At 65.3% G+C, this 19147-nt stretch carries 21 protein-coding genes and 1 pseudogene; 13 read left to right on the top strand and 9 right to left on the bottom strand.

Features of this window, described 5'->3' with window-relative positions; all coding sequences use genetic code 11:
- Window positions 1–5: 5 nt before the first annotated feature.
- The 5 genes from trxA to ACWCPQ_RS20370 all read left to right on the top strand — a co-directional run bounded on the left by trxA (window position 6) and on the right by ACWCPQ_RS20370 (window position 4542).
- Window positions 6–458 carry a thioredoxin gene (gene trxA, locus ACWCPQ_RS20390; protein WP_449901047.1) on the top strand — a complete coding sequence of 151 codons (453 nt, stop codon included), beginning with the start codon at window positions 6–8 and terminating at the stop codon, window positions 456–458.
- Window positions 455–721 (top strand): UBP-type zinc finger domain-containing protein, encoded by a 267-nt coding sequence (locus tag ACWCPQ_RS20385; protein WP_449901046.1) that lies wholly within the window; start codon window positions 455–457, stop codon window positions 719–721. The genes trxA and ACWCPQ_RS20385 overlap by 4 nt, the downstream gene beginning before the upstream one ends.
- Window positions 699–2426 carry an FAD-dependent oxidoreductase gene (locus tag ACWCPQ_RS20380; protein WP_449901045.1) on the top strand — a complete coding sequence of 576 codons (1728 nt, stop codon included), beginning with the start codon at window positions 699–701 and terminating at the stop codon, window positions 2424–2426. Before ACWCPQ_RS20385 ends, ACWCPQ_RS20380 begins: the two co-directional genes overlap by 23 nt.
- A 13-nt stretch (window positions 2427–2439) precedes the next feature.
- On the top strand, window positions 2440–2880 hold the full coding sequence (locus tag ACWCPQ_RS20375) for a DUF1931 family protein (RefSeq protein WP_449901256.1): 441 nt from the start codon (window positions 2440–2442) through the stop codon (window positions 2878–2880).
- Between the two features lie 381 nt (window positions 2881–3261).
- Window positions 3262–4542: an ATP-binding protein gene (locus tag ACWCPQ_RS20370; protein WP_449901043.1), complete on the top strand. Its 1281-nt coding sequence runs from the start codon at window positions 3262–3264 to the stop codon at window positions 4540–4542.
- A gap of 371 nt (window positions 4543–4913) precedes the next feature.
- Here the strand turns inward: ACWCPQ_RS20370 and ACWCPQ_RS20365 are convergent, their stop codons facing one another.
- The 3 genes from ACWCPQ_RS20365 to ACWCPQ_RS20355 form a co-directional block, all read right to left on the bottom strand.
- The gene (locus ACWCPQ_RS20365; protein ID WP_449901041.1) at window positions 4914–5348 is read right to left on the bottom strand and encodes a hypothetical protein; all 435 of its coding nucleotides are present in this window, start codon (window positions 5346–5348) and stop codon (window positions 4914–4916) included.
- Window positions 5349–5484: 136 nt separating this feature from the next.
- A protein-coding gene (locus ACWCPQ_RS20360; RefSeq protein WP_449901039.1) for an IS5 family transposase occupies window positions 5485–6254 on the bottom strand; the annotation gives its coding sequence in 2 pieces (ribosomal slippage) (window positions 5485–5943 and window positions 5946–6254; 768 coding nt in all).
- 120 nt (window positions 6255–6374) lie between these two features.
- The gene (locus ACWCPQ_RS20355) at window positions 6375–6701 is read right to left on the bottom strand and encodes a hypothetical protein (protein WP_449901265.1); all 327 of its coding nucleotides are present in this window, start codon (window positions 6699–6701) and stop codon (window positions 6375–6377) included.
- A gap of 74 nt (window positions 6702–6775) precedes the next feature.
- On the opposite strand from ACWCPQ_RS20355, the gene ACWCPQ_RS20350 reads away from it, so the two are divergent.
- A complete protein-coding gene (locus ACWCPQ_RS20350; RefSeq protein ID WP_449901254.1) occupies window positions 6776–6955 on the top strand; it encodes a helix-turn-helix domain-containing protein in 180 nt (59 codons plus the stop codon).
- Between the two features lie 341 nt (window positions 6956–7296).
- Here ACWCPQ_RS20350 and ACWCPQ_RS20345 read toward each other — a convergent pair whose 3' ends face one another.
- From ACWCPQ_RS20345 to ACWCPQ_RS20330, 4 genes are all read right to left on the bottom strand, one after another.
- Window positions 7297–8046: an amino acid ABC transporter ATP-binding protein gene (locus ACWCPQ_RS20345; RefSeq protein WP_449901252.1), complete on the bottom strand. Its 750-nt coding sequence runs from the start codon at window positions 8044–8046 to the stop codon at window positions 7297–7299.
- 26 nt (window positions 8047–8072) lie between these two features.
- Complete coding sequence (locus ACWCPQ_RS20340) at window positions 8073–8813, bottom strand: amino acid ABC transporter permease (RefSeq protein WP_449901037.1); 741 nt, start codon at window positions 8811–8813, stop codon at window positions 8073–8075.
- Between the two features lie 33 nt (window positions 8814–8846).
- Window positions 8847–9704 carry an ABC transporter substrate-binding protein gene (locus tag ACWCPQ_RS20335; RefSeq protein WP_449901035.1) on the bottom strand — a complete coding sequence of 286 codons (858 nt, stop codon included), beginning with the start codon at window positions 9702–9704 and terminating at the stop codon, window positions 8847–8849.
- Window positions 9705–9873: 169 nt separating this feature from the next.
- Window positions 9874–10920: a LacI family DNA-binding transcriptional regulator gene (locus ACWCPQ_RS20330; RefSeq protein ID WP_449901033.1), complete on the bottom strand. Its 1047-nt coding sequence runs from the start codon at window positions 10918–10920 to the stop codon at window positions 9874–9876.
- Window positions 10921–11095: 175 nt separating this feature from the next.
- Between ACWCPQ_RS20330 and ACWCPQ_RS20325 the strand changes: the two genes are divergently transcribed.
- The 5 genes and pseudogenes from ACWCPQ_RS20325 to ACWCPQ_RS20305 all read left to right on the top strand — a co-directional run.
- Window positions 11096–12061, top strand: a complete 966-nt coding sequence (locus ACWCPQ_RS20325) for a dihydrodipicolinate synthase family protein (RefSeq protein WP_449901031.1) — start codon at window positions 11096–11098, stop codon at window positions 12059–12061.
- Window positions 12051–13199, top strand: coding sequence for an NAD(P)/FAD-dependent oxidoreductase (locus ACWCPQ_RS20320; protein ID WP_449901029.1), 1149 nt, complete (start codon window positions 12051–12053; stop codon window positions 13197–13199). Before ACWCPQ_RS20325 ends, ACWCPQ_RS20320 begins: the two co-directional genes overlap by 11 nt.
- Window positions 13200–13210: 11 nt before the next feature.
- The gene (locus tag ACWCPQ_RS20315; protein ID WP_449901027.1) at window positions 13211–13594 is read left to right on the top strand and encodes an allophanate hydrolase-related protein; all 384 of its coding nucleotides are present in this window, start codon (window positions 13211–13213) and stop codon (window positions 13592–13594) included.
- Complete coding sequence (hydA, locus tag ACWCPQ_RS20310; RefSeq protein ID WP_449901025.1) at window positions 13591–14982, top strand: dihydropyrimidinase; 1392 nt, start codon at window positions 13591–13593, stop codon at window positions 14980–14982. The genes ACWCPQ_RS20315 and hydA overlap by 4 nt, the downstream gene beginning before the upstream one ends.
- Window positions 14983–15233: 251 nt before the next feature.
- Window positions 15234–15296, top strand: a pseudogene (locus tag ACWCPQ_RS20305) (DUF202 domain-containing protein); the annotation flags it as partial.
- 186 nt (window positions 15297–15482) lie between these two features.
- On the opposite strand, the gene ACWCPQ_RS20300 reads toward ACWCPQ_RS20305, so the two are convergent.
- Window positions 15483–15782, bottom strand: coding sequence for a putative quinol monooxygenase (locus ACWCPQ_RS20300; protein WP_449901023.1), 300 nt, complete (start codon window positions 15780–15782; stop codon window positions 15483–15485).
- 170 nt (window positions 15783–15952) lie between these two features.
- On the opposite strand from ACWCPQ_RS20300, the gene ACWCPQ_RS20295 reads away from it, so the two are divergent.
- Both ACWCPQ_RS20295 and ACWCPQ_RS20290 read left to right on the top strand, forming a co-directional pair.
- Window positions 15953–16828, top strand: coding sequence for a helix-turn-helix domain-containing protein (locus tag ACWCPQ_RS20295; RefSeq protein ID WP_449901022.1), 876 nt, complete (start codon window positions 15953–15955; stop codon window positions 16826–16828).
- 113 nt (window positions 16829–16941) lie between these two features.
- Window positions 16942–17982, top strand: coding sequence for a hypothetical protein (locus ACWCPQ_RS20290; protein WP_449901020.1), 1041 nt, complete (start codon window positions 16942–16944; stop codon window positions 17980–17982).
- Window positions 17983–18276: 294 nt separating this feature from the next.
- Here ACWCPQ_RS20290 and ACWCPQ_RS20285 read toward each other — a convergent pair whose 3' ends face one another.
- On the bottom strand, window positions 18277–18774 hold the full coding sequence (locus ACWCPQ_RS20285) for a MarR family winged helix-turn-helix transcriptional regulator (protein WP_449901018.1): 498 nt from the start codon (window positions 18772–18774) through the stop codon (window positions 18277–18279).
- Window positions 18775–19147: the final 373 nt, after the last annotated feature.

Raw genomic sequence — 19147 nt, 5'->3', positions numbered from 1 at the left:
CGGTCATGGGATCCGAAACGGTGAAATGTCCGAACTGCGGCAAGATGAACAAGGTCCCCGCAGCAGGAGCGGGAACACCGCGCTGCGGGAACTGCCATGAGCCGCTGCCCTGGATCGCCTCGGCAGCAGATGACGACTTCGCGGAGATCGCCGAGAAGTCTTCGGTGCCTGTGCTCGTCGACCTCTGGGCGACCTGGTGCGGCCCGTGCCGCATGGTCAGCCCGGCGCTGGAACAGCTCGCCCGGGAACGCGCGGGTCGGGTCAAGCTGGTGAAGACCGACGTGGATGCTGCGCCCGAGACCGCCGAACGGTTCACCGTCCGCGCCGTACCGACTCTGCTCGTGATGGACCAGGGCAACGTTGTGGCACGTCAGGCAGGCGCCGCTCCTATATCACAACTGCGCACCTGGCTCGATCGAGCGCTCTCGGAAAAGGCAGGCAAGGAGATGAAGCCATGACTTCTGTACCTGTGGACCCACACGTGACCGCCATCCGACCCGTCGTACCCCGGACCCCGCAGGGCTGCGAGGAATGCCTTCGCCTCGGCACCCCGTGGGTCCATCTGAGGCTGTGCCTGACGTGCGGACACGTCGGTTGCTGCGACTCCTCACCGGGCAAGCACGCGAGCGCGCACGCTCGCACCATCGGCCATCCGATCGTCCAGTCGATGGAGCCGGGTGAAGATTGGCGCTGGTGTTATGTCGACCAGAACATCGTCTGAGGACACCACTCCCGTCCGCGACATCCCGCAGGTCGATGACGAGACTCCCGATGAGCTCGGGGCATTCCCGCGGCTGACCGACGACCAGATCGCGACGCTCGAAGTCGGTGGCGCGCGCCGACCGGTACGCGCCGGCGAGGTGCTGATCCGAGAGGGCGAACTCAGCAAGGACTTCTTCGTGATCCTTTCGGGCAAGGTCGCGATCATCGACGAGGGCGAGGGAAAAAGCCAACGCCGGATACTGCGGGTGCACGGTCCCGGCCGATTCCTGGGTGAGCTCGGGCTGCTGGAAGGCCAGGTGGCCTTCTTCACCGCCGAAGCGATCGAGGACGGCGAGATACTCGTCGTCCCGGCCGAGCGAGTCCGTGAACTGGTGGCCCACGATCTCGTGCTCAGCGATCTGATCCTGCGCGCCTACCTGGTGCGCCGGCACCTGCTGATCGGGCTCGGTTCCGGGTTCCGGATAATCGGCTCCTGCTATTCACCCGACACGCTGCGGCTTCGCGAGTTCGCGATGCGAAATCGGTTGCCCCACAGATGGATCGATGTGGAGCAGGACGAAAGGGCCGAGCAGTTGCTGCGCAGCCTGGACGTCGCTCCCGAGGACACTCCCGTCGTGATCTGGCACGGCGAAAAGGTGCTGCGGAATCCGGCCAACGCCGAACTCGCCCGCATCGTCGGGCTGCCGGCTCCGGACACGGTCCGGGACGCGACTCAGGACGTGTGCGACCTCGTCGTGGTGGGGGCGGGACCGGCCGGTCTGGCCGCTTCCGTGTACGGCGCTTCGGACGGGTTGAACACGGTGACACTGGAGTCGATCGCCGCAGGTGGGCAGGCCAGTACCTCCTCCCGGATCGAGAACTACCTCGGCTTCCCGGCCGGTATCTCCGGCGCCGAATTGGCGGAGCGGGCCGTGATCCAGGCCGGGAAGTTCGGCGCCCGGCTGCTGGTGTCAGCGGAGGTGACCGGTTTGGTGCCCGAGGACGGGCATCACGCGCTCCCGCTCGCGGACGGCGGTGTGGCTCGCGGCCGGGCCGTCGTGCTCGCCACCGGGGCGCGATACCGCAAGCTGACGGTCCCGGGGATCGAGGCACTGGAGGGAACGAGCGTGTACTACGCCGCGACCCATCAGGAAGCGCGGATGTGCGGCACCGACCCGGTGGCCATCGTCGGCGGCGGAAACTCCGCCGGACAGGCCACCGTGTTTCTCGCGGGCAGTGTCTCCCGGGTTCACCTGCTCATCCGCGGCAGTGACCTCGGAAAGAGTATGTCCCGGTATCTGGTCGACCAGATCGAGCGCCATCCGCGGGTGACCGTGCACCGAAATACCGAGATTCGTACGGTCCACGGGGAGAAGTACCTCGAAGAGATCGTGGTCGAGAACAATCACACGGGGGAGCAGGACACTGTCCGGGTGCGCGCCCTGTTCGTCTTCATCGGGGCGACGCCCTACACAGGGTGGTTGGCCGACACGATCGCACTCGATGACCACGGCTTCGTCCTCACGGGCACGGACGCGGTCCCCGCCCGAGGCGACGGCACACAGCGGACCGGTGCCCGGTTGCCGAGGACGCTCGAAACAAGCCTGCCCGGCCTGTTCGCCGCAGGCGATGTCCGTAGCGGCTCCGTGAAGCGGGTCGCATCCGCGGTCGGCGAAGGCGCGATGGCGGTTCGCCGAATCCATGAATACTTCGACAGGAGCTGACGACATGCCAGTAATGGGTACCGTGAAATTCCAGCAATTCTTCCGGGCAGCGGCCGGCCTGCAAGTCGACCGGAACGATCTGAAGCGCTATACGGATTTCGTCGACGACAAGATCTACGACCTGATCCTCATCGGTAAGGTGTCGGCAAAGGCAAATCTGAGGGACGTGATCGAACCGTGGGACCTCCCGATCACCAAGGGACTGCAGGAGAGCATCCACCGGTTCGAGAAACTCGACCAGGAGATCGAACTACAGTCCGTGCTCGATCAACTGACAGCCCGGCCGCCGTTGGACATGACGCTCTCCGAGTCGACCGAGCAGCGACTTCCGCTGATCGCCGGGGGCTTGAGCGAGGCACTGGCGCACACATTCGTCACGATCGAGCCGAATCATAGGAACCCCGGGACCGCCGAATGGAACGTCGCCTTCGACATCTTCCACCTCCTGCTCTGACCACCGTCCGCAGCCCGTCGAACCAGTAGACCGCCGCCTGGTGCGACGGCTCATCTACTACGAAATAGCCTGCACAGCAATGTATCCAGCTTGCAACGGTCACCAGCACATCGGTCGGCCTTCGACCCCGCGGTTCCACGTCCAACCCGACCTCTCGGCCGATGCGGCTCCCCGCGCCGCCGAACCACATCTGGACACTGGTCATCCTCGGAAGACCCCGCCACGAACGCCCTCATGTGATCGCCACAGGGAACCTCGAGAACACCGCCGGATCTCGCGCGCTCGCCGCCTGTGTCATCAGAGCACTCGCCACCCACTCGTTCGTGAAGTAGGCGTTCAACGCGGTGTCATACTGGAACAGGACAGGTAAAGGGGACAGTCGTGTCCGTATGGCACCTGCGGGACTTCCATAACGATGATCTGGACCAGGCGATCCGGCTGTGGGACCAGGGTCGACACGCTGACCTGTCCATTCCGGTGTTCCCGGTTTCGGAGGTCGTAGCCGCCGCCCGGGGCGGTCAGTCGGCTGTGGTCGCGCTGGTCAGGGAAGAGTTGGTCGGGATGGCCGTGGCTCGGGCGGAGGGTGAGCGGGGCTGGATCCTGATCGTCGCTCTGTCCGGTGCGTGGCGCAATCGCGGCCTGGGCAGTGTGCTGATCTCGGAGATCGAGCGTCGGCTGCGGGATAGGGGTGTCCGGCGGATCAGCGCGATCCTTACTCCTGGGTCGACCGGGACGGCCGCCCTGGAGAATTCTGGCTATCGCCAGGTGGACGGCCTGGTTTACTACGAGAAGGTGGAACATGTGGGGGCCGGGGACGCGGGGCTGCTCGCCCAGCTCGGAGGCCGGGTCCTGCCGCGCGGCCTGTGGGGGCAGCTGGCGGGTATGTGGGAGCCGAAGGAGACGATTGAGAAGCGTATAGTGCTCCCGCTCACAGAACCGGAGGTGGCAGAGCGTTACGGGGTCCGCCCGCCGAAAGCGGTCATCCTCTTCGGTCCGCCCGGGACCGGTAAGACCAGCTTCGCCAAAGCGGTCGCCTCCCGGTTGGGCTGGCCGTTCGTGGAACTGTTCCCTTCACGCCTGGCGGCCAGCTCCGAAGGAGCACTCGCAGCCTCGCTGCGTGAGGTTTTCGCGGATCTGATCGATCTGGACAGCGTCCTGCTGTTCATCGACGAGGTCGAGGAGGTCGCTGCCGCCCGCTCCGGTACCGCCCTGGACCCGGGTCATGGGGTCACCAACGAACTCCTCAAACTCATCCCCGCGTTCCGCTGTCACGATAATCGCCTGCTCGTCTGTGCGACCAATTCGCTGCGTACCTTGGATCCGGCCTTCCTGCGTCCGGGTCGGTTCGACTACTTCATCCCGGTCGGCCCGCCCGACCCGGCCGCGCGGGAGGCGATCTGGCGCCTCTACATCGGGCCTTCGGCCGAGAACGTGGACTTCGACGAACTGGTCGCCGCCAGCGAGATGTTCACACCCGCTGATATCGAGTACGCCGCCCGTAAGGGTTCACAGCGCGCCTTCGAACACGAGGTCACGTACCGTACCGGTGTCCCTGCCGGCACCGACGACTATCTCGCCGCGATCGCCGATACTCGTCCCACCCTTACCGAGCAGGCCCTGGCCAGCTTCGCCGAGGACATCGGAAACTACCTCCGTATCTGACCCCGCCCTGTCGCTGGGATTCGGCGGGCGGCAGCAGCCGGACCTCACCGATCTGCCGGATGCGATTCGGCGGCATGTGGGGGCCGTTGCCGACGAGCAATACTTCGTCGGCGACCTGCCGCGCCGAGGGCTGTTCCAGGCGTTTGCACCACCAGTAATAGGTCGAGGAGGCGAGTCCGTCGAGGGTGAGAGGGTGGTGGTTTGTAGGACTCGGATTACCTCGCCTTGGGCAGTGAAGATGCCGAGGGTCTGATTGCCTGGCCGATGAGTCGGGCTTCTTCGCGTTGCAGTGCCAGGGCGAGGTATCTGAATTCTTCAGCCGGCTGCACCGACGAGCTCTCGGTGGTCGACTCGGTCGGTCAGGAACGTCGCTATTGCGGTGGAGTAGGTGCCTGGGTGGGAGAAGCGGAACATGTGGCCGGTGCGTTCCAGCACGACCTCGGTGGCATCGTGGATGCCGTCGAGCATGACTTTGGCGGGGGCGGCTCCGACGATGACGTCGTGTTCGGGGTCAGGATCAGGGTCGGGACAGTGATGCGGTCGAGTTTGTCGACGTAGTCGGCCGCCAGAGTGGCGGTGATGCGGGCACCGTAGGACTGCGCGGGGGTGCTCTCGCGGAACACGCGGCGGCTTTCGGCCTTGCTCCAGCGGACCTGTCCTTCGCGGTCGAACGGTGAGGCGAGGCGCTGGGCGTGGGCGCGCAGGACGATGTGCTGGTAGGCGCCACCGCGCATCTTGCCCATGGCGCGCATCGCGGTGTTCCAGAACGGGGAGGTGATGGGGTTGGCGGCGAATCCACCCGACATCACCAGTCCGCGAAGGCCTTGGGGTCGGCGAACCGCCGATGCGAGCCCGATCTGGGCGCCGAAGGAGTCTCCGATCAGTACGTAGTCGTCGAGGTCTGCGATGGCGGCGGCGACGAAGTCTGCATAAGAGGGTGTCTTACGTGGGGAGTTTCTTGTAGCAGGTGAGAGCGGCAGCGAGTTGGAGAAATGCTGCGAAGAGATGGCCGTGGCGTTCGTAGCGGATGGTGAGACGCCGGTAGCCGGTCAACCATGCGATGGTGCGCTCGATCTTCCACCGGTGCCGGCCCAACCTGGTGGGATCCTCGACCCCACGACGGGCGATGCGGGGCACGATCCCGCGAGCGCGGAGCCAGCGGCGGTGAACGTCGAAGTCGTAGCCCTCATCGGCACGCAACTTGGCGGGTTTCCCGCGGCGCGGGCCGCGCCGCGACCGCACCCGCGCGATCTTCTGGACCATCGGTTGCAGCATCACCGAGTCGTGAGTGTTCCCGGCGGAAACCCCGGTGGACAGCGGTATTCCGTTCGCATCGGAGATGACGTGAAGTTTCGAGCCTTTCTTCCCGCGATCGACCGGACTGCGGCCGGTCAGAGATCCCCCTTTTTTGCCCGTATGGACGCTGCGTCCAGGATCGCCGCACTCCAGTCGAGCTCGCCGGCTGCTCCGAGCCGGTCGAGTATCTCTCGGTGCAGCGCGTCGAATACGCCGGCATCAGCCCACACCATGAACCGTCGATGCGCGGTCGGGACGCTCACCCCGAACGACGGCGGCAGGTGCCGCCACGCGCAACCGCTGGTCAACACGAACACGACCGCAGTGAACACAGCTCGTTCGTCCACCAGTGCAGTCCCGCCGCCCTGCGGTCTGGGGCTGAACTCCGGTAGCAACGGTTTCACGATGTCCCACAACGTATCGGGACCAGTCTCTGAGCAAGTCTGACGACCACGGGTCACACTATGCCGCACAACGAATTACATCCACGTAAGACGCCCTGTTACTGGGTACTGCCGCCGACCTGGGCCCTGTGGTTACCGGCGGGGGTGGTGCACCGAACCGGCGCCACCCGCGAGGCAGTGTTGTGCAGCCTCTACCTCGATCCGGCAGCATGCTCCCCGGACTGGTCCGAGCCCACCGCGGTGGGCGTCGGCGCGCTGCTGGCCCAACTGATCACCTATCTCGCCCGCCAGGATCTCGCCGAAGACGCACGGCAGCGAGCCGAGGCTCTCGTGCCGGACCTGCTGCACCCCGTACCGACCCTGCCGATCGACGTCCCCCACCCCGTGGACGAACGGGTCCGCGCGGTGGCCGACACGCTGCTCGCCGACCCCGCCGACCCCCGCAGCCTCGAAGCACATGCGCACGACATCGGAGTGAGCCGACGAACACTGACCAGGCTGTTTGTCCGCGACACCGGTATGAGCTTCGACCGCTGGCGCACCCATATGCGCTGCGCGCCGCCCTGCCTCTCCTGGCCGAAGGCCGTACCGTCTCCCAGGCCGCCCACGCCGTGGGATACACGACTGCGAGCGCTTTCCTCGCGGCGTTCCGCCGGACCGTGGGGACCTCACCCGGACGATACCTCCACGCGGGCGCCGGGCTCGGCCTGTGAATCGAATGGGCCCATGGAAGCGCACCGCACGTCACAGCGGCCGCTCACTGTCCGTGAATCATGGGCCGACACCACGACAAACCTGAATCGTGAGGCGTGCTGGACGTGCGTGGTGGACGGAGCCGCACTGCCCGGGGCAGTCCGGTGGCACGGGTATCGGTCCGGTCCCTGGCAATTCAGGGCCGGGACGACACGCGGCCGCGGTGCCACGTCCAGCGCGAGCGGGGGCCTGCTTCGGCGTTCGGGGCGAAGCGTGCTCAGAGCCCTCCGAAGGTCGCCGCGCGTCACGGTAGCGACTGAACGTCGCGCCTGGATCCCGTGACGACGACCTCCGGCCCGGATCAGAGGATTTGGCGCAGAAACTGCCGGGTCCTGGGGTTCTGCGGATTGCCGAAGAATTGATCCGGGCCGGCGTCTTCGACGATCTTGCCATCGCTCATGAAGACGATGCGGTCGGCTGCTGCCTTGGCGAAGCCCATTTCATGGCTGACCACGACCATGGTCATTCCCTCGTCCCGCAGCCGGATCATCACGTCGAGCACCTCCTTGACCATTTCGGGGTCGAGTGCCGATGTCGGCTCGTCGAACAGCATGACTTCGGGTTTCATGGCGAGCGCGCGGGCGATGGCGACACGTTGCTGTTGTCCGCCGGACAGTTGCGAAGGGTAGTTGTCGCCCTTGTCTCCCAGGCCGACCAGGTCGAGCAGTTCCCGGGCTTGCCGGCGCGCGAGGTCCTTCGGGGTGCCCAGTACGTGCCGCGGTCCGGAGGCGACATTGTCCAGGGCTGTCATCATCGGGAAGAGATTGAAACTCTGGAACACCATTCCGGTGCGCCGCCGCTGTTTCGCGAGCTGCGTCTCGGGGAGAGAGCGCCGCCGATCGTCGTCGGTGAATCCGATCATTTCGCCACAAACCCGCACTGTGCCCGATTCGATTGTCTCGAGGCAGTTCAAGGTACGGAGCAGGGTGCTCTTACCGCTTCCCGAAGGACCCAGTAAGAGGACCACTTCTCCTTTGCTCACGGAGAAGTCGATCCCGTCGAGCACGACCAGGTCGTTGTACGCCTTGGTCATATTCCGGACTTCGACCATCATCGGAGCTTTCTCCATGACACCGGTCATCGATTCACCGCCTCTGCTTCCAGCGCACTCTCGTCCAGGACCGTCGAATCCCGGGTGCCCTTACGTTTGTAGTTGCGGTCGTAGCCCTTCCCGGCACGGGCTTCCAGCATCCGTTGGATCACACCCCACAGGGTGGTCAGGACCAGGAAGTACAGCGCTGCCGCACAGAGCCCCTCGAGCACTCGGAAATTGACCTGCACCAGGAACTGTGTTCGCCGGAGCAGCTCTTGAACCGAGATGACCGACACCAGCGTGGTGGTTTTCAGGAGCCCGTTGAAGCTGTTTCCGAGCGGTGGGATCATCACGCGCAGCGCCTGCGGCAGTACGACCACCCGGAACACTTTCGTCGGCGACATACCGAGCGCCCGCGCGGCTTCGGTCTGACCGGCGGGAACGGAGAGCAGACCCGACCGCACGATCTCGGAGAGGTAGGCCGCTTCGTTGAGCACCAGACCGAGCAGCGCGGCCTGGATGACCCCGAGTTTGATGCCGACCTGCGGCAAGCCGGTGTAGATGATGACGAGCTGGACGAGCAGGGGAGTACCGCGCATCAACCAGACATAGAACCCGGATACCGCGCGCAGTGGCAGGAACCGCGAAGACCGTGCGGCGGCGACCGCTACCGCGAGAACGAGACCGAGCACCATGCTCACGACCGTGAGCCAGATCGTGACCCACGCCCCCTCGAGTAATTGTCGGCTCGTCAGGATGGAAAAGAATGCGTCCCAGGACCACATGGGGATGCCTTTCGGATAGAGCTGAGCTGTGGATCAGCTGTCCAGCGGACCCGTGCGCACGGCGATATCACCCTCGTAGCCGGCGACGCCGTACTGACCGAACAGATCCGGGAGGTAACCGTCCGCACGCATCTCGGTGAGTACGCGCGCCACCTCGGTGGCCGCCTTGCTGTTCTTGGCGAAGCCCATGGCCAGCGGCGCTTTGTTGATACCGCCGACAGCAGTCTCGAACCGGCCGTCTTTCTGGTAGAAGGACGTGACCGACTCCACGATCGAGGCTCCGTCGATCTGGCCGGCGGACAATGCCTGGTAGGCATCGGCGTTGGTCTTGAAGGTCTGGACCTTCAGCGCGGGCTTGCCCTGTGCGGTGAACTGTGCGGCGAGCTCGGTCAGGGTGTCGAACTCGTATCCGGGCGCTTCGACGCCGATCGTCTTTCCGGCCAGGTCGTCGATATCGGCGATCGACTCCGGGTTGCCGGAGGGGACCGAGATGGACACCGCCTGCTCCTCGTAGGGTACGAGATCGATGGTCTCCGCGCGGGCCGGTGTGTAGAACATCCCGGTATCGATCATGTCCCAGCGGCCGCTCTGCACACCCGGAATCTGCGCGTCGAACTCGATATTGACGAACTTCGGCACCAGGCAGAGTCGCTTGGCGATCTCCTTGCCGAGATCGACGCGCATGCCGATGACCGCACCGTCGGCGTCGACGTATTGCATGGGCGGGAGGGTCGCGTTGGTCGCCATGGTCAGCGTGCCCGCGTCCGCGAGGTCGGCGGCGCCGAGTGTCGGTGAACAATCTGTCGGGGCGGCGGCCTCCTCGGCCGAACTGCATCCGGTGACAGCGGCGGCGGTGACGACAGCTACCGCGAGTCCGATGATCTTGAGCATTGACGAGCCTTTCGAGATGTACTGCACCGCAGTCGAGGTCGGGGAAATTCGACATCGATTCACCTGATGTGATGGGATCGATTGCATTGGGATCGATTGCATTGAGAGTGGCAAAACCCGGAGGAGCCGTCAATACGGTTAACGCGTCCGGCACCCAGGAAATCAACTGTTAACGAGACGGTGGATCGGGCGACGAATTCGGCTGGGCTCCGGCGCGGGGGCGGCACGATTCACGTTCGATCAGGCGCGCACCGATCCGATACGTCCGGCCATCCGGTTCGGCCGCGTCGTTGATCTGCTGGAAGAGTAGATCCATCGCGACATTCGCCAGCTGAGTGGCGCCGTTGTCCACAACGGTGATCGCCGGTTTCCACATCGCCAGCCACGGCATGTCCTCATGGCAGATCAGGGACAATTCGTCGGGAATGGATACGCCGCGTGCCGACAATGTGGGCAGGATTCCGAACACCGCCTCGTGATTGGCCGCGTACAACGCGGTCATCGACGCTGTCCCGTCGAGCAGGGAGTTCACCGCTTCCGCACCGAACTCCGTTGTGAAAGGCCCTTTGCGTACGAGTTCGTCGTCGACCTCGATTCCCGCGTCGGCCAGCGCCAGCCGGTAGCCCTCGAACCGCTCCCGGCCGGAGGTCGCGTCCGTGGTGCCGCCCAGATAACCGATCCGGCGATGTCCCAGCGCCAGCAGGTGCGCGGTAGCGTCCCGGGCGCCGTCGAGATCATCGGCGAGTACGGTGGCGGCCTTGCTGCCCTGTACCGATCTGATGAGGTTGACCACCGCGCGCCCCTGCGACAGCAATGCGTTCGACGCGGTGGCGCTGCGTCCGCTGCCGATGACTATTGTGCCGTCCACCCCGTGCTCGCCGAGCATCGCGAGCACGTCGTTCTCCCGGCCGGGATCCGCGTCGGTGATGCACAGGATCACCTGGAACCCGCCGGCCGAAGCTCTTTTCTGTACCACTTCCGCGACTGTGTGAAAGGTCGCGTTCAGAAGGTTGTTCATCACCAGCCCGATCAGGTGCGACCTGTTCGACCGAAGCGCGCTCGCGGCCCGGTTCGGTCGGTACCCGAGTGTCCGGGCAGCGTTTTCCACTGCTGTCCGCGTCTCGGCGGAGATCAACGGGGATCCGCTCAGCGCGCGTGATGCGGTACTGCGCGATACGCCCGCGGCGACCGCGACATCGACCAAAGTGACCGCCATCGACTCCTCTTGTCTCCATGCTGTTTCCCGACTTCGAACAGTCGACACCGCCGACGTTACGACGAGGTTTCCGGCTTGACGGCGGCGGTTGTCTGACGGCAGTCTATGCAATCGATCCCATAATTATCGGCGAATGGCCATCTCCGGTGGATTCTTCGCTCGAAAGGCAGCACCAATGAATCGCGATGACGTCTCGTGGTCCGGATACTGGCCGGCGGCCCCTACCCCGTTCACTCCTTCGGGCGCGCTCGATACCGAAGCGCTCGGGTCGTTGATGGACCTGTACGCCGGTATGGGCGTTAACGGGGTCCTCGTCAACGGCAGCACCGGTGAATGGTTCAGCCAGACCGACGACGAGCGCCGGACGGTGACAGAGGTGGCGGTCGAAGCTGTCGCCGGTCGATTCCCCGTCGTCATCGGAATCAGCGCGTATACGGCTCGGCAGGCGTCGGCGCTGGCGGTGCACGCCGCTTCGGCCGGTGCCGACGGCGTACTCGCCACACCCCCGCCGTACGTGCACACCTCACCCGACGAGACGCTGCAGTTCTTCGCCAGCGTCACCACCGCCACGTCGTTGCCGTTCATGGTCTACAACTGGCCGCGCGGGGTCTGCGTCGATATGGGCACCAGCCCGGGGCTGTTCTCCCGGCTGGCCGATCTCGACAACGTCGTCGCAATCAAGGACAGCACCGGGAACTGGCTGTCGATGCTGGACACCGTCGAAGCGGTGGCGGACAGAGTCCGGGTATTCGGCAGCTTTCTGCATCGGCGCGGACTCGCCACACTGCTCGAACTGGGTGGTGACGGCAATATCGATGGTGGTGGCGTAGGCGCGCCGTTCGCCGTGCCGTTCTATCGTGCGGTGGCATCCGGCGATGCCGAATCCGCACGCGGCTGGGCCGACCGGTACCGGGCACTGTCCGGGCGGCTCATCGACGGCGACTACAGCGGCGTGTTCGCCTCACCGATTCCGCAGCTGAAGGCGGTCATGAATCTGCTGGGCCAACCGGGTGGCGCGGTGCGGGAACCGTTGCTCCCGGTGACGGACGCGACGACCCTTGCGGCATTGCAGACGATCATCGACGAATCCGGCATCGCCGAAGCGTCGGCGCGCACCCTGGGAGCCGGCAGTGCACACTGAGGTCGACACAGTGGTCATCGGAGCCGGAATAGTAGGCGCCGCGACCACATTGGCGCTTACCCGGGCCGGATCGCGGGTCGCCGTGCTGGACCGCACCACACCGAACACGGCCGGTTCGGGTACCACGGCGGGAAACCTGCATATCCAGACCATTCACGCGCGGCGGCCGGGACAGGGCGTTGCCGTCGATGTCGAACGCCTACTGCCGCTGCAGAAGGCCACCAGCGGGTTATGGGATACGCTCGCCGACTCCGTACCCGATCTCGGCCTCGTCCGTTGCGGCGGATACATGGTCGCCGAGACCGAGGAACAAGTACGCCGGCTGCACACGAAACACGAGTGGGAACGTGCCGCCGGAATACCGACGGAAGTCCTGACCGGGGACGAAGCGCGTCGCGTATTACCGCTACTGGGGCCGTCGATCGAAGGGGCCACCTGGTGTGCCTGGGACGGCTTCGCCGAACCCGATATGGCGGGACCGGCCTTATTGCGGCGCTCGGTCGCCGAAGGCGCGGCCCTGCACTCGAACACGCCGGTGACGACGCTGCGTCGCGCACACGGGCAGTGGGAGGTCGGCACACCTGCCGGAACATGGCACACACCCGTGGTGATCGACGCCGCCGGCCCGTGGATGGCCGATATCGCCGCCCTGGCCGGTGTGCATCTGGACCTGGCGCCGACATCCCTGCAAATGCATGCTCTCGCCGCCGCCCCGAATACGCTCGAGGTGCTGGTCCAGCACGTCGGTGAGGGTATGTCGATCAAACAGGACCGGCGAGACCGTCTCGTCCTCGGGGGCGGCTGGCCCGCAGGGCCGTTCCACGACAGCGACCCCGCGCCGATTCTGGAGAACAGCACCACCGGCAACCTCGCCCAGGTCGCCCGTTTGCTCCCGGCGCTATCCGGCGGGCAACTGCGCGAGGCGTGGACCGGTCCGGTCGTGACGACTCCCGACGAAATGCCGGTCATCGGTGAACTCTCCGGTGCACCCGGACTTTTCGTCGCCGGTGGTACCTATTCGTTCACCTTCGCGCCCCTGTGGGCGGAGCTGCTCACGGCACTCGCGCTCGGTAGAGATGCTGGTCTCGACGTGTCGGGCTTTTCGCCCGCACGACTCGTTCAACTTCCCACGCTTTGAGGACGGTTCTCATGGATCGGGTCACAATGTTCGTCAACGGGCAGGCGATGTCCGGCGGCACACTCAACGACGCGTTGACCGACGCACGATTTCTCGGCAAAGTCGAGACCGCCCCGAAGTACCGGTTCTACTCTGTCCGCGACGAATTCCCCGGCCTGCACCCTGTCGCCGAGGGCGGCAGCACGGTTCCGGGGGAACTGTACGAGGTCGATTACGACGTCCTGCGTGAGCAACTGCTGCCACGCGAACCGGCCGAACTCGAACTCGGCGTCATCGAACTCGCGGACGGTACCGGTTCGCTCTCCATGCGCATGCGGGAGAGCGCACTCGGCGCGCCCGGTGTGACCGATATCAGTGACCGCGGCGGATGGCTGGCATACCTGGAGGACAAATGAAGAAGGTCGTCCGTGGTGGCACCGTCGTGGAATCGAATTGGTCCGCGGCAGCCGACCTCGTGATCGATGACGGCAAGATCGTGGCAGTGGTCACACCCGGGACCGCGGTCGGCGATCCCGCCGAGGCCATCGATGCCACCGGCAAACTCGTGATGCCCGGGGGCGTGGACCCGCACTGTCATGTCGGATTCACCTCCGGCGAGTTCACCTCGCTGGATTCCTACCTCGAATGCACCACCGCCGCGGTCTTCGGTGGGACCACGACGATCGTCGATTTCGCCATTCCACGTCCGGGCCAGCAGCCACTCGACGCCGCGGAAAAGCAACGTGCCAAAGCCGTCGAGGGACTGTGTGATTCGGCCCTGCACGCCTGCGTCGTCGAATGGGACGAGACGACTGCCGGGCAACTGACGGCCATGGCCGACGCCGGTATTCGCACGGTGAAGATGTTCACCACCTACGCCGGTGAGACCATGGCGAACGAACACACGATCTTGAATACCATGCAGGTCACCCGCGACCTCGGCGGTATGGTCGTCATCCACTGTGAATCCGACGCCATCGTCACCGATGCGCAGAACTCCGCGGCGGCCACCGACGGTATCGATGCTGCCCATATGTCGCAGACGCGACCGGAACTCGCCGAGACCGCGGCCGTCGCCGCGATACTCGCGATCGCCGAATCGCAGGGCGCGCCGGTGTACTTCGTGCATCAATCCAGCTCCGCCGCGGTCGAGCTGGTAGTCGACGCACGGAAGCGGGGTCTGGTCGCCTTCACCGAGACCGTCGCACACCATCTCACGCTCGACGACACCGAATACGCCGGAGCGGAACCGGAACGTTTCGTCTGCTGTCCGCCGCTGCGATCCGCCGATATCGTCGAAGGCCTCGGCCGGCAGCTGTTCACCGGGAACATCACCACTATCGGGTCCGATCACTGCTGCTACGACACGACGCAGAAGCGATCACACCGTCACGACGTGCGGCATATGCCCAATGGGCTGCCCGGTGTCGAAACACGGCTTCCTGTCGTCTTTTCCCACTATGTGAACGGGATGGGGTTGGCGCCGAGCAGGTTCGTCGAACTGACGGCGACGAATCCCGCGCGGACCAACGGTCTCTACCCTCGGAAGGGTTCACTGATGCCGGGGTCCGATGCCGATATCGCGATCTGGGATCCCGGACTCGAGTGGACGGTCACCACCGGCGAGCTGCATATGGCCACCGACTACACCCCGTACGAGGGACGGCGACTCCGTGGTAAGCCGGTTACTGTCCTGGTGGGCGGTGTCGTTGTCGTCGAGGACGGGAAGCTGGTCGACGGGACGCCGCGGGGCCGGCACCTGCGGGCGGATCCGTTGGACTTCAGCGGCGCATTCCACATGTGAGCCGGTGATCCACGCAGGAACGGCGAAGTGCCGAGCCGATGGATAGGTGAAAACACTTGGTTCGGGTGCTTTTTTGTCATTGACCCTATGTGTTGGTGGATCGTTCGATCGAGGGCGTGACCGACAGTCCTTTCGAACCTCGCCGTGGTGACCGTGCCCGGCGCCGGCCACCGTCAACGCCTCGGCGCGACGACTCCGAGTACGGTCACGAGCCGGATTACCGGTTCACGCTGGCAAACGAACGCACCTTTCTGGCGTGGATCCGAACGTCGTTCGCGCTGCTGGCCGGGGGTGTGGCGGTGCATCAGTTCGTCGCGCCGTTCGACCTACCGGCGGCGCGGACCGGGATCGCGCTCGGTTGCCTCGGTCTATGGTTCTCGCCGGTGGTGCCTACGGGCGCTGGCGGCAGGGGCCCGGCGGCCGAGGCAGTCTCTGAAGCCGCGCTCGGCCGGGAGCGGGTGAAGCGACGCCCTCTGGACGCTCGGCATGTGCGCGTGAGCTCAGGCGGGGACGTCGGTCAGGCGGCGCAGGCTGAACGGTTCGGCGAGGATCTCGTCAAGCGCGGCGGCCACCTGCTTGAAGTGCGGCAGGCCGAAGTGATGGTCCAACGCTTCGGCGTCGGTCCACTCCTCCACGATGATCATGCGATCCGCGCGGGTGGGGTCGGTGTACGGGTGGTAGCCCAAGCAGCCCTCCTCTGCCAGCGAGGGGGCGATCATCGCGGTCAACTCCTCACGCAGCCGCTGCTCCTGTCCCGGCTTGGCGACGAAGCCGGCGATGATGGACAGGGTGTTCGACATGAGAATCTCCCTCAGGGTGTTGTGGGTGGTTGTCGTGTCCGCGCAGCGAACGCTGTCCATCGTGTCGGCGTGCAACGGTTCCTCCCAGTACTCCGATCAACCGGGGGCGGTCCCGCCTGGGTCTGGCCGGACCAGGCAGAACGGACCAGACGTGATGGACACTGGAGAACATGGATCGTGCCCGACAGCTCAGCGAGTTTCTCAAGACCCGCCGCGCCCGCCTGCGCCCTGACGACGCCGGTGCCGTCGGCTTCGGTGGCCAGCGCCGAGTGCCCGGACTGCGCCGCGAGGAACTGGCCCTGCTGGCCGGCGTCAGCGTCGACTACTACACACGTCTCGAACAGGGCCGTGCCCGAAATGTCTCCCCGGATGTACTCGATGCTGTGGCTCGCGCCCTACAACTCGACGTTGACGAACGCATGTACCTGCACAACCTCGCCAAACCCGCCGCGCCCCGCAAACGCCCAAGCCGACCCCAGCAGGTCGGGCCCGAAATGCGGCAAGCTCTCGAGGCCCTCACGGCAGTCCCCGCCTACATCATCGGACGGCGCCTGGACATCCTCGCCTGGAACGACCTCGCCCGACTGCTCATCGCCGACTTCCCCGCACTTCCTGCCACAGAACGCAACATGGCTCGACTGGTTTTCCTGGACGAAGCGTCGCGCGACCTCTACCCAGACTGGCGGACCAAGGCACGCGACACCGTCGCCAACCTGCGCTACGATGCGGGCCGCCATCCCGACGATCCGCAACTGGCAAGCCTCGTCGGTGAACTCTCCCTGGCCAGCAGCGAATTCCGGCACCTGTGGGCAGAGCACAACGTCCACGCCAAGACTCGTGGCCGCAAGCGGTTCCGCCACCCCCGGATCGGTGAGCTCGCCCTCGACTATGTCGCCATGCGAGCGCCCGACGACCCGGACATGACCATGATGATCTACAGCGCACCCGCCGGATCCGACACCGCCGCCGACCTACAGCTGCTGGCAGCGCTGACCGCGTCGGCTCCCGAGCCGGTGCCGACCAACCCTCCGAAACCACGTCCCTGACCACAACCGGCCATTGGGGCACCGGGCACATCGATCCCGGCCGCCCGGTGGACCGGCCAGTGACCTGACGAGGTCCTCGGTCGACGTCACTTCGCGGGCGCCGATCGTCGGTGGTGTCGACCGCCTATCCCGCTGTCGCTACCTATGGTGATGTGTCCGGTGGATGCGCGATCGACGGAGGCGCCGGCGTCGTCGACGTCGGGGGACTGGTCGTCTTCGGCGCCGTGGTCGTGGTAGATCCTGGCGATGTGGTCGTCGGCGACGTAGGTGTTGTGGGCACCTCCGGTGACGTGGATGTCGTGGTCGAACTCACCGGAATCGGGGTCGTCGTGGTGGTTGTGGGCACCGTCGTGCTAGTTGCGGTCCTGGTCGGCACCGTGGTGGTGGTCGGCGTCGTGGTGGTCGGCACTGTGGTGGTCGCCGGGGCGGATGTGACGGTGATCGTCGACGGATCAGTCGGCACCGTCGCCGTGCTCGGGTCGGCTGTCACCGGGACCGTCGGTGTATCCGTCGGAGTCACGGTGACAGTCACCGTGGACATCGAGGTCGAGGTGACCGCTCCGGGGTCCGGCACGCCGGCCGTGGCCTGGATCGAAAGGCTCACGGTGGCAGAGAAACTCGCGCTCACCGACGCATCGGTCGAATTCCCGGCCGGGGCATCCGGCGCTGTGGCTGTCGTCGATTCCGTCGCAGTGGTCGTGCCGGTACCGGGGTCGGTGGATTCGGGGGGCGGCTGGGCGGTTCCGGGATCGGTAGCCGTGTCGGGGACCGTGATGTCGTCCGGTACGGAGACCTCGCTCGGTGCGCTCGATGTCGTGCTCGGGGTCGTCACGCTGGTCCGGCGGTGGTCGAAAGCCTGTATGGGGCATTCGCCCGAGTCGTTCGTCCGCACCGGCGGGCCGGAACCCACCTCTACCATGAGCGTGGTCCCGATCGCCGTGGTCACCAATGCGGCCACCACACCCGCACGCGACATCGGCCGCCGGAACCGATCGGTCGATGGCCCCGCGGCCTGCCGACCGCACCGCCGCGGAATCCGAGGCCGAGGTCCGGCATCGAGGTCCGGCTTTGTCACTCGGTCTTCGCTGTTGTCACCTGTTTGCATTCAACTACTGCTTTCTCCTCGATGTGTGCCGACCGCCGGGAACCGGTGACGACACTTCGGATGGCATAACCTGTGGTATCCGCGACCACACCGCCTTCATCACCGAGAAGAAGCCCGAGTGTCGGAACATTGAATTCCGGCAGTTCTGCCGAACGCCTGAGCGCGAGCAGTAGGGTATCGCCCTGCCGAACAGCTCGAGCGAGGCATGCGTTGATCAGGATTTACCGAGAAGGGCCATGCGCGGTCACCGTGCGTGCAAACTTCCACAGCAAATTCTGGGCATTCGATTTCGAAGCATCTAGGACTTCTCGCAACTTACGCGAGGCTCAGTGATCGAAGTTTTTCAGGATCTCGAGTAGGGATCCACGTTCCGTAGCCGTTGTCGATGGATTTGTTGCAGTTCGCCCGCGCGGATCAGAAAGTCGGCGATTATGTCGAGTTCGGTGGAGTCGTACGAACTCAGCAACATCTTGTAGCTCTCGACGATCATGGGTACGACCAGTTCCTGTATGCGATGGGCCGCGAGTTCGGTGGCCATCACAATGACACGACGACGATCGGTCGGGTGCAGCGATCGGGCGATGTAGCCCTGCTTCTCCAGCCGGTTGAGCATGATCGTGACACCGGCCGCGGTGAGGCCGAGCCGTTCGGCCAGCATTCCCGGCGTCGCGGCCTTCTCATTCTCGAGCAGGACGATCTCCAGTGCACGCCGGTCGGTCTCGTTCACGCCCAGCACTCTGATCAATTCGCGGATCAGATCTTCGACGGTTCCGTGATAGAACTCCAGGGCCCTTTTGAGCTCGCCCGAGATTCGGGCGGGTTCGGTTGTTCTCGGGCTCATAGGCATTCCCCTCGATCACTTGAAATATGCAACCGCTCAGCAGAAGTCACCGATCAGGGCGCGCTCGGTTGCCGAGCGCCCGATTCCGTTCCGGGGAGTCAGGGAGATCGGTGGACTCGACGAATACCGCGGGCCGCGGTAGTGCGGTGCGGATCGAGGGCAGCCGGGAAATCGCGCATGCCCGCCATCGTTTTCCCTGCGTGTGGTAGGGATCGCCGCCAGGCGTTCGAAGCGGGCATGTGGGCTCCTGTCGATCGATTGGCCGGCAGCCCGAACCGCGGCTGACGATCATCACGAAAGCGGGCACCGCTCCGGCCGCCGAAGCGACCGTCGCTGTGCCGGACATGCACTGTACGACACAGCGGCCGATGCG

The organism is Nocardia sp. NPDC001965, from assembly GCF_053594175.1.
Note: the sequence above shows the minus strand (reverse complement) of the source record. Positions and strands in the feature narration are given on the sequence as shown.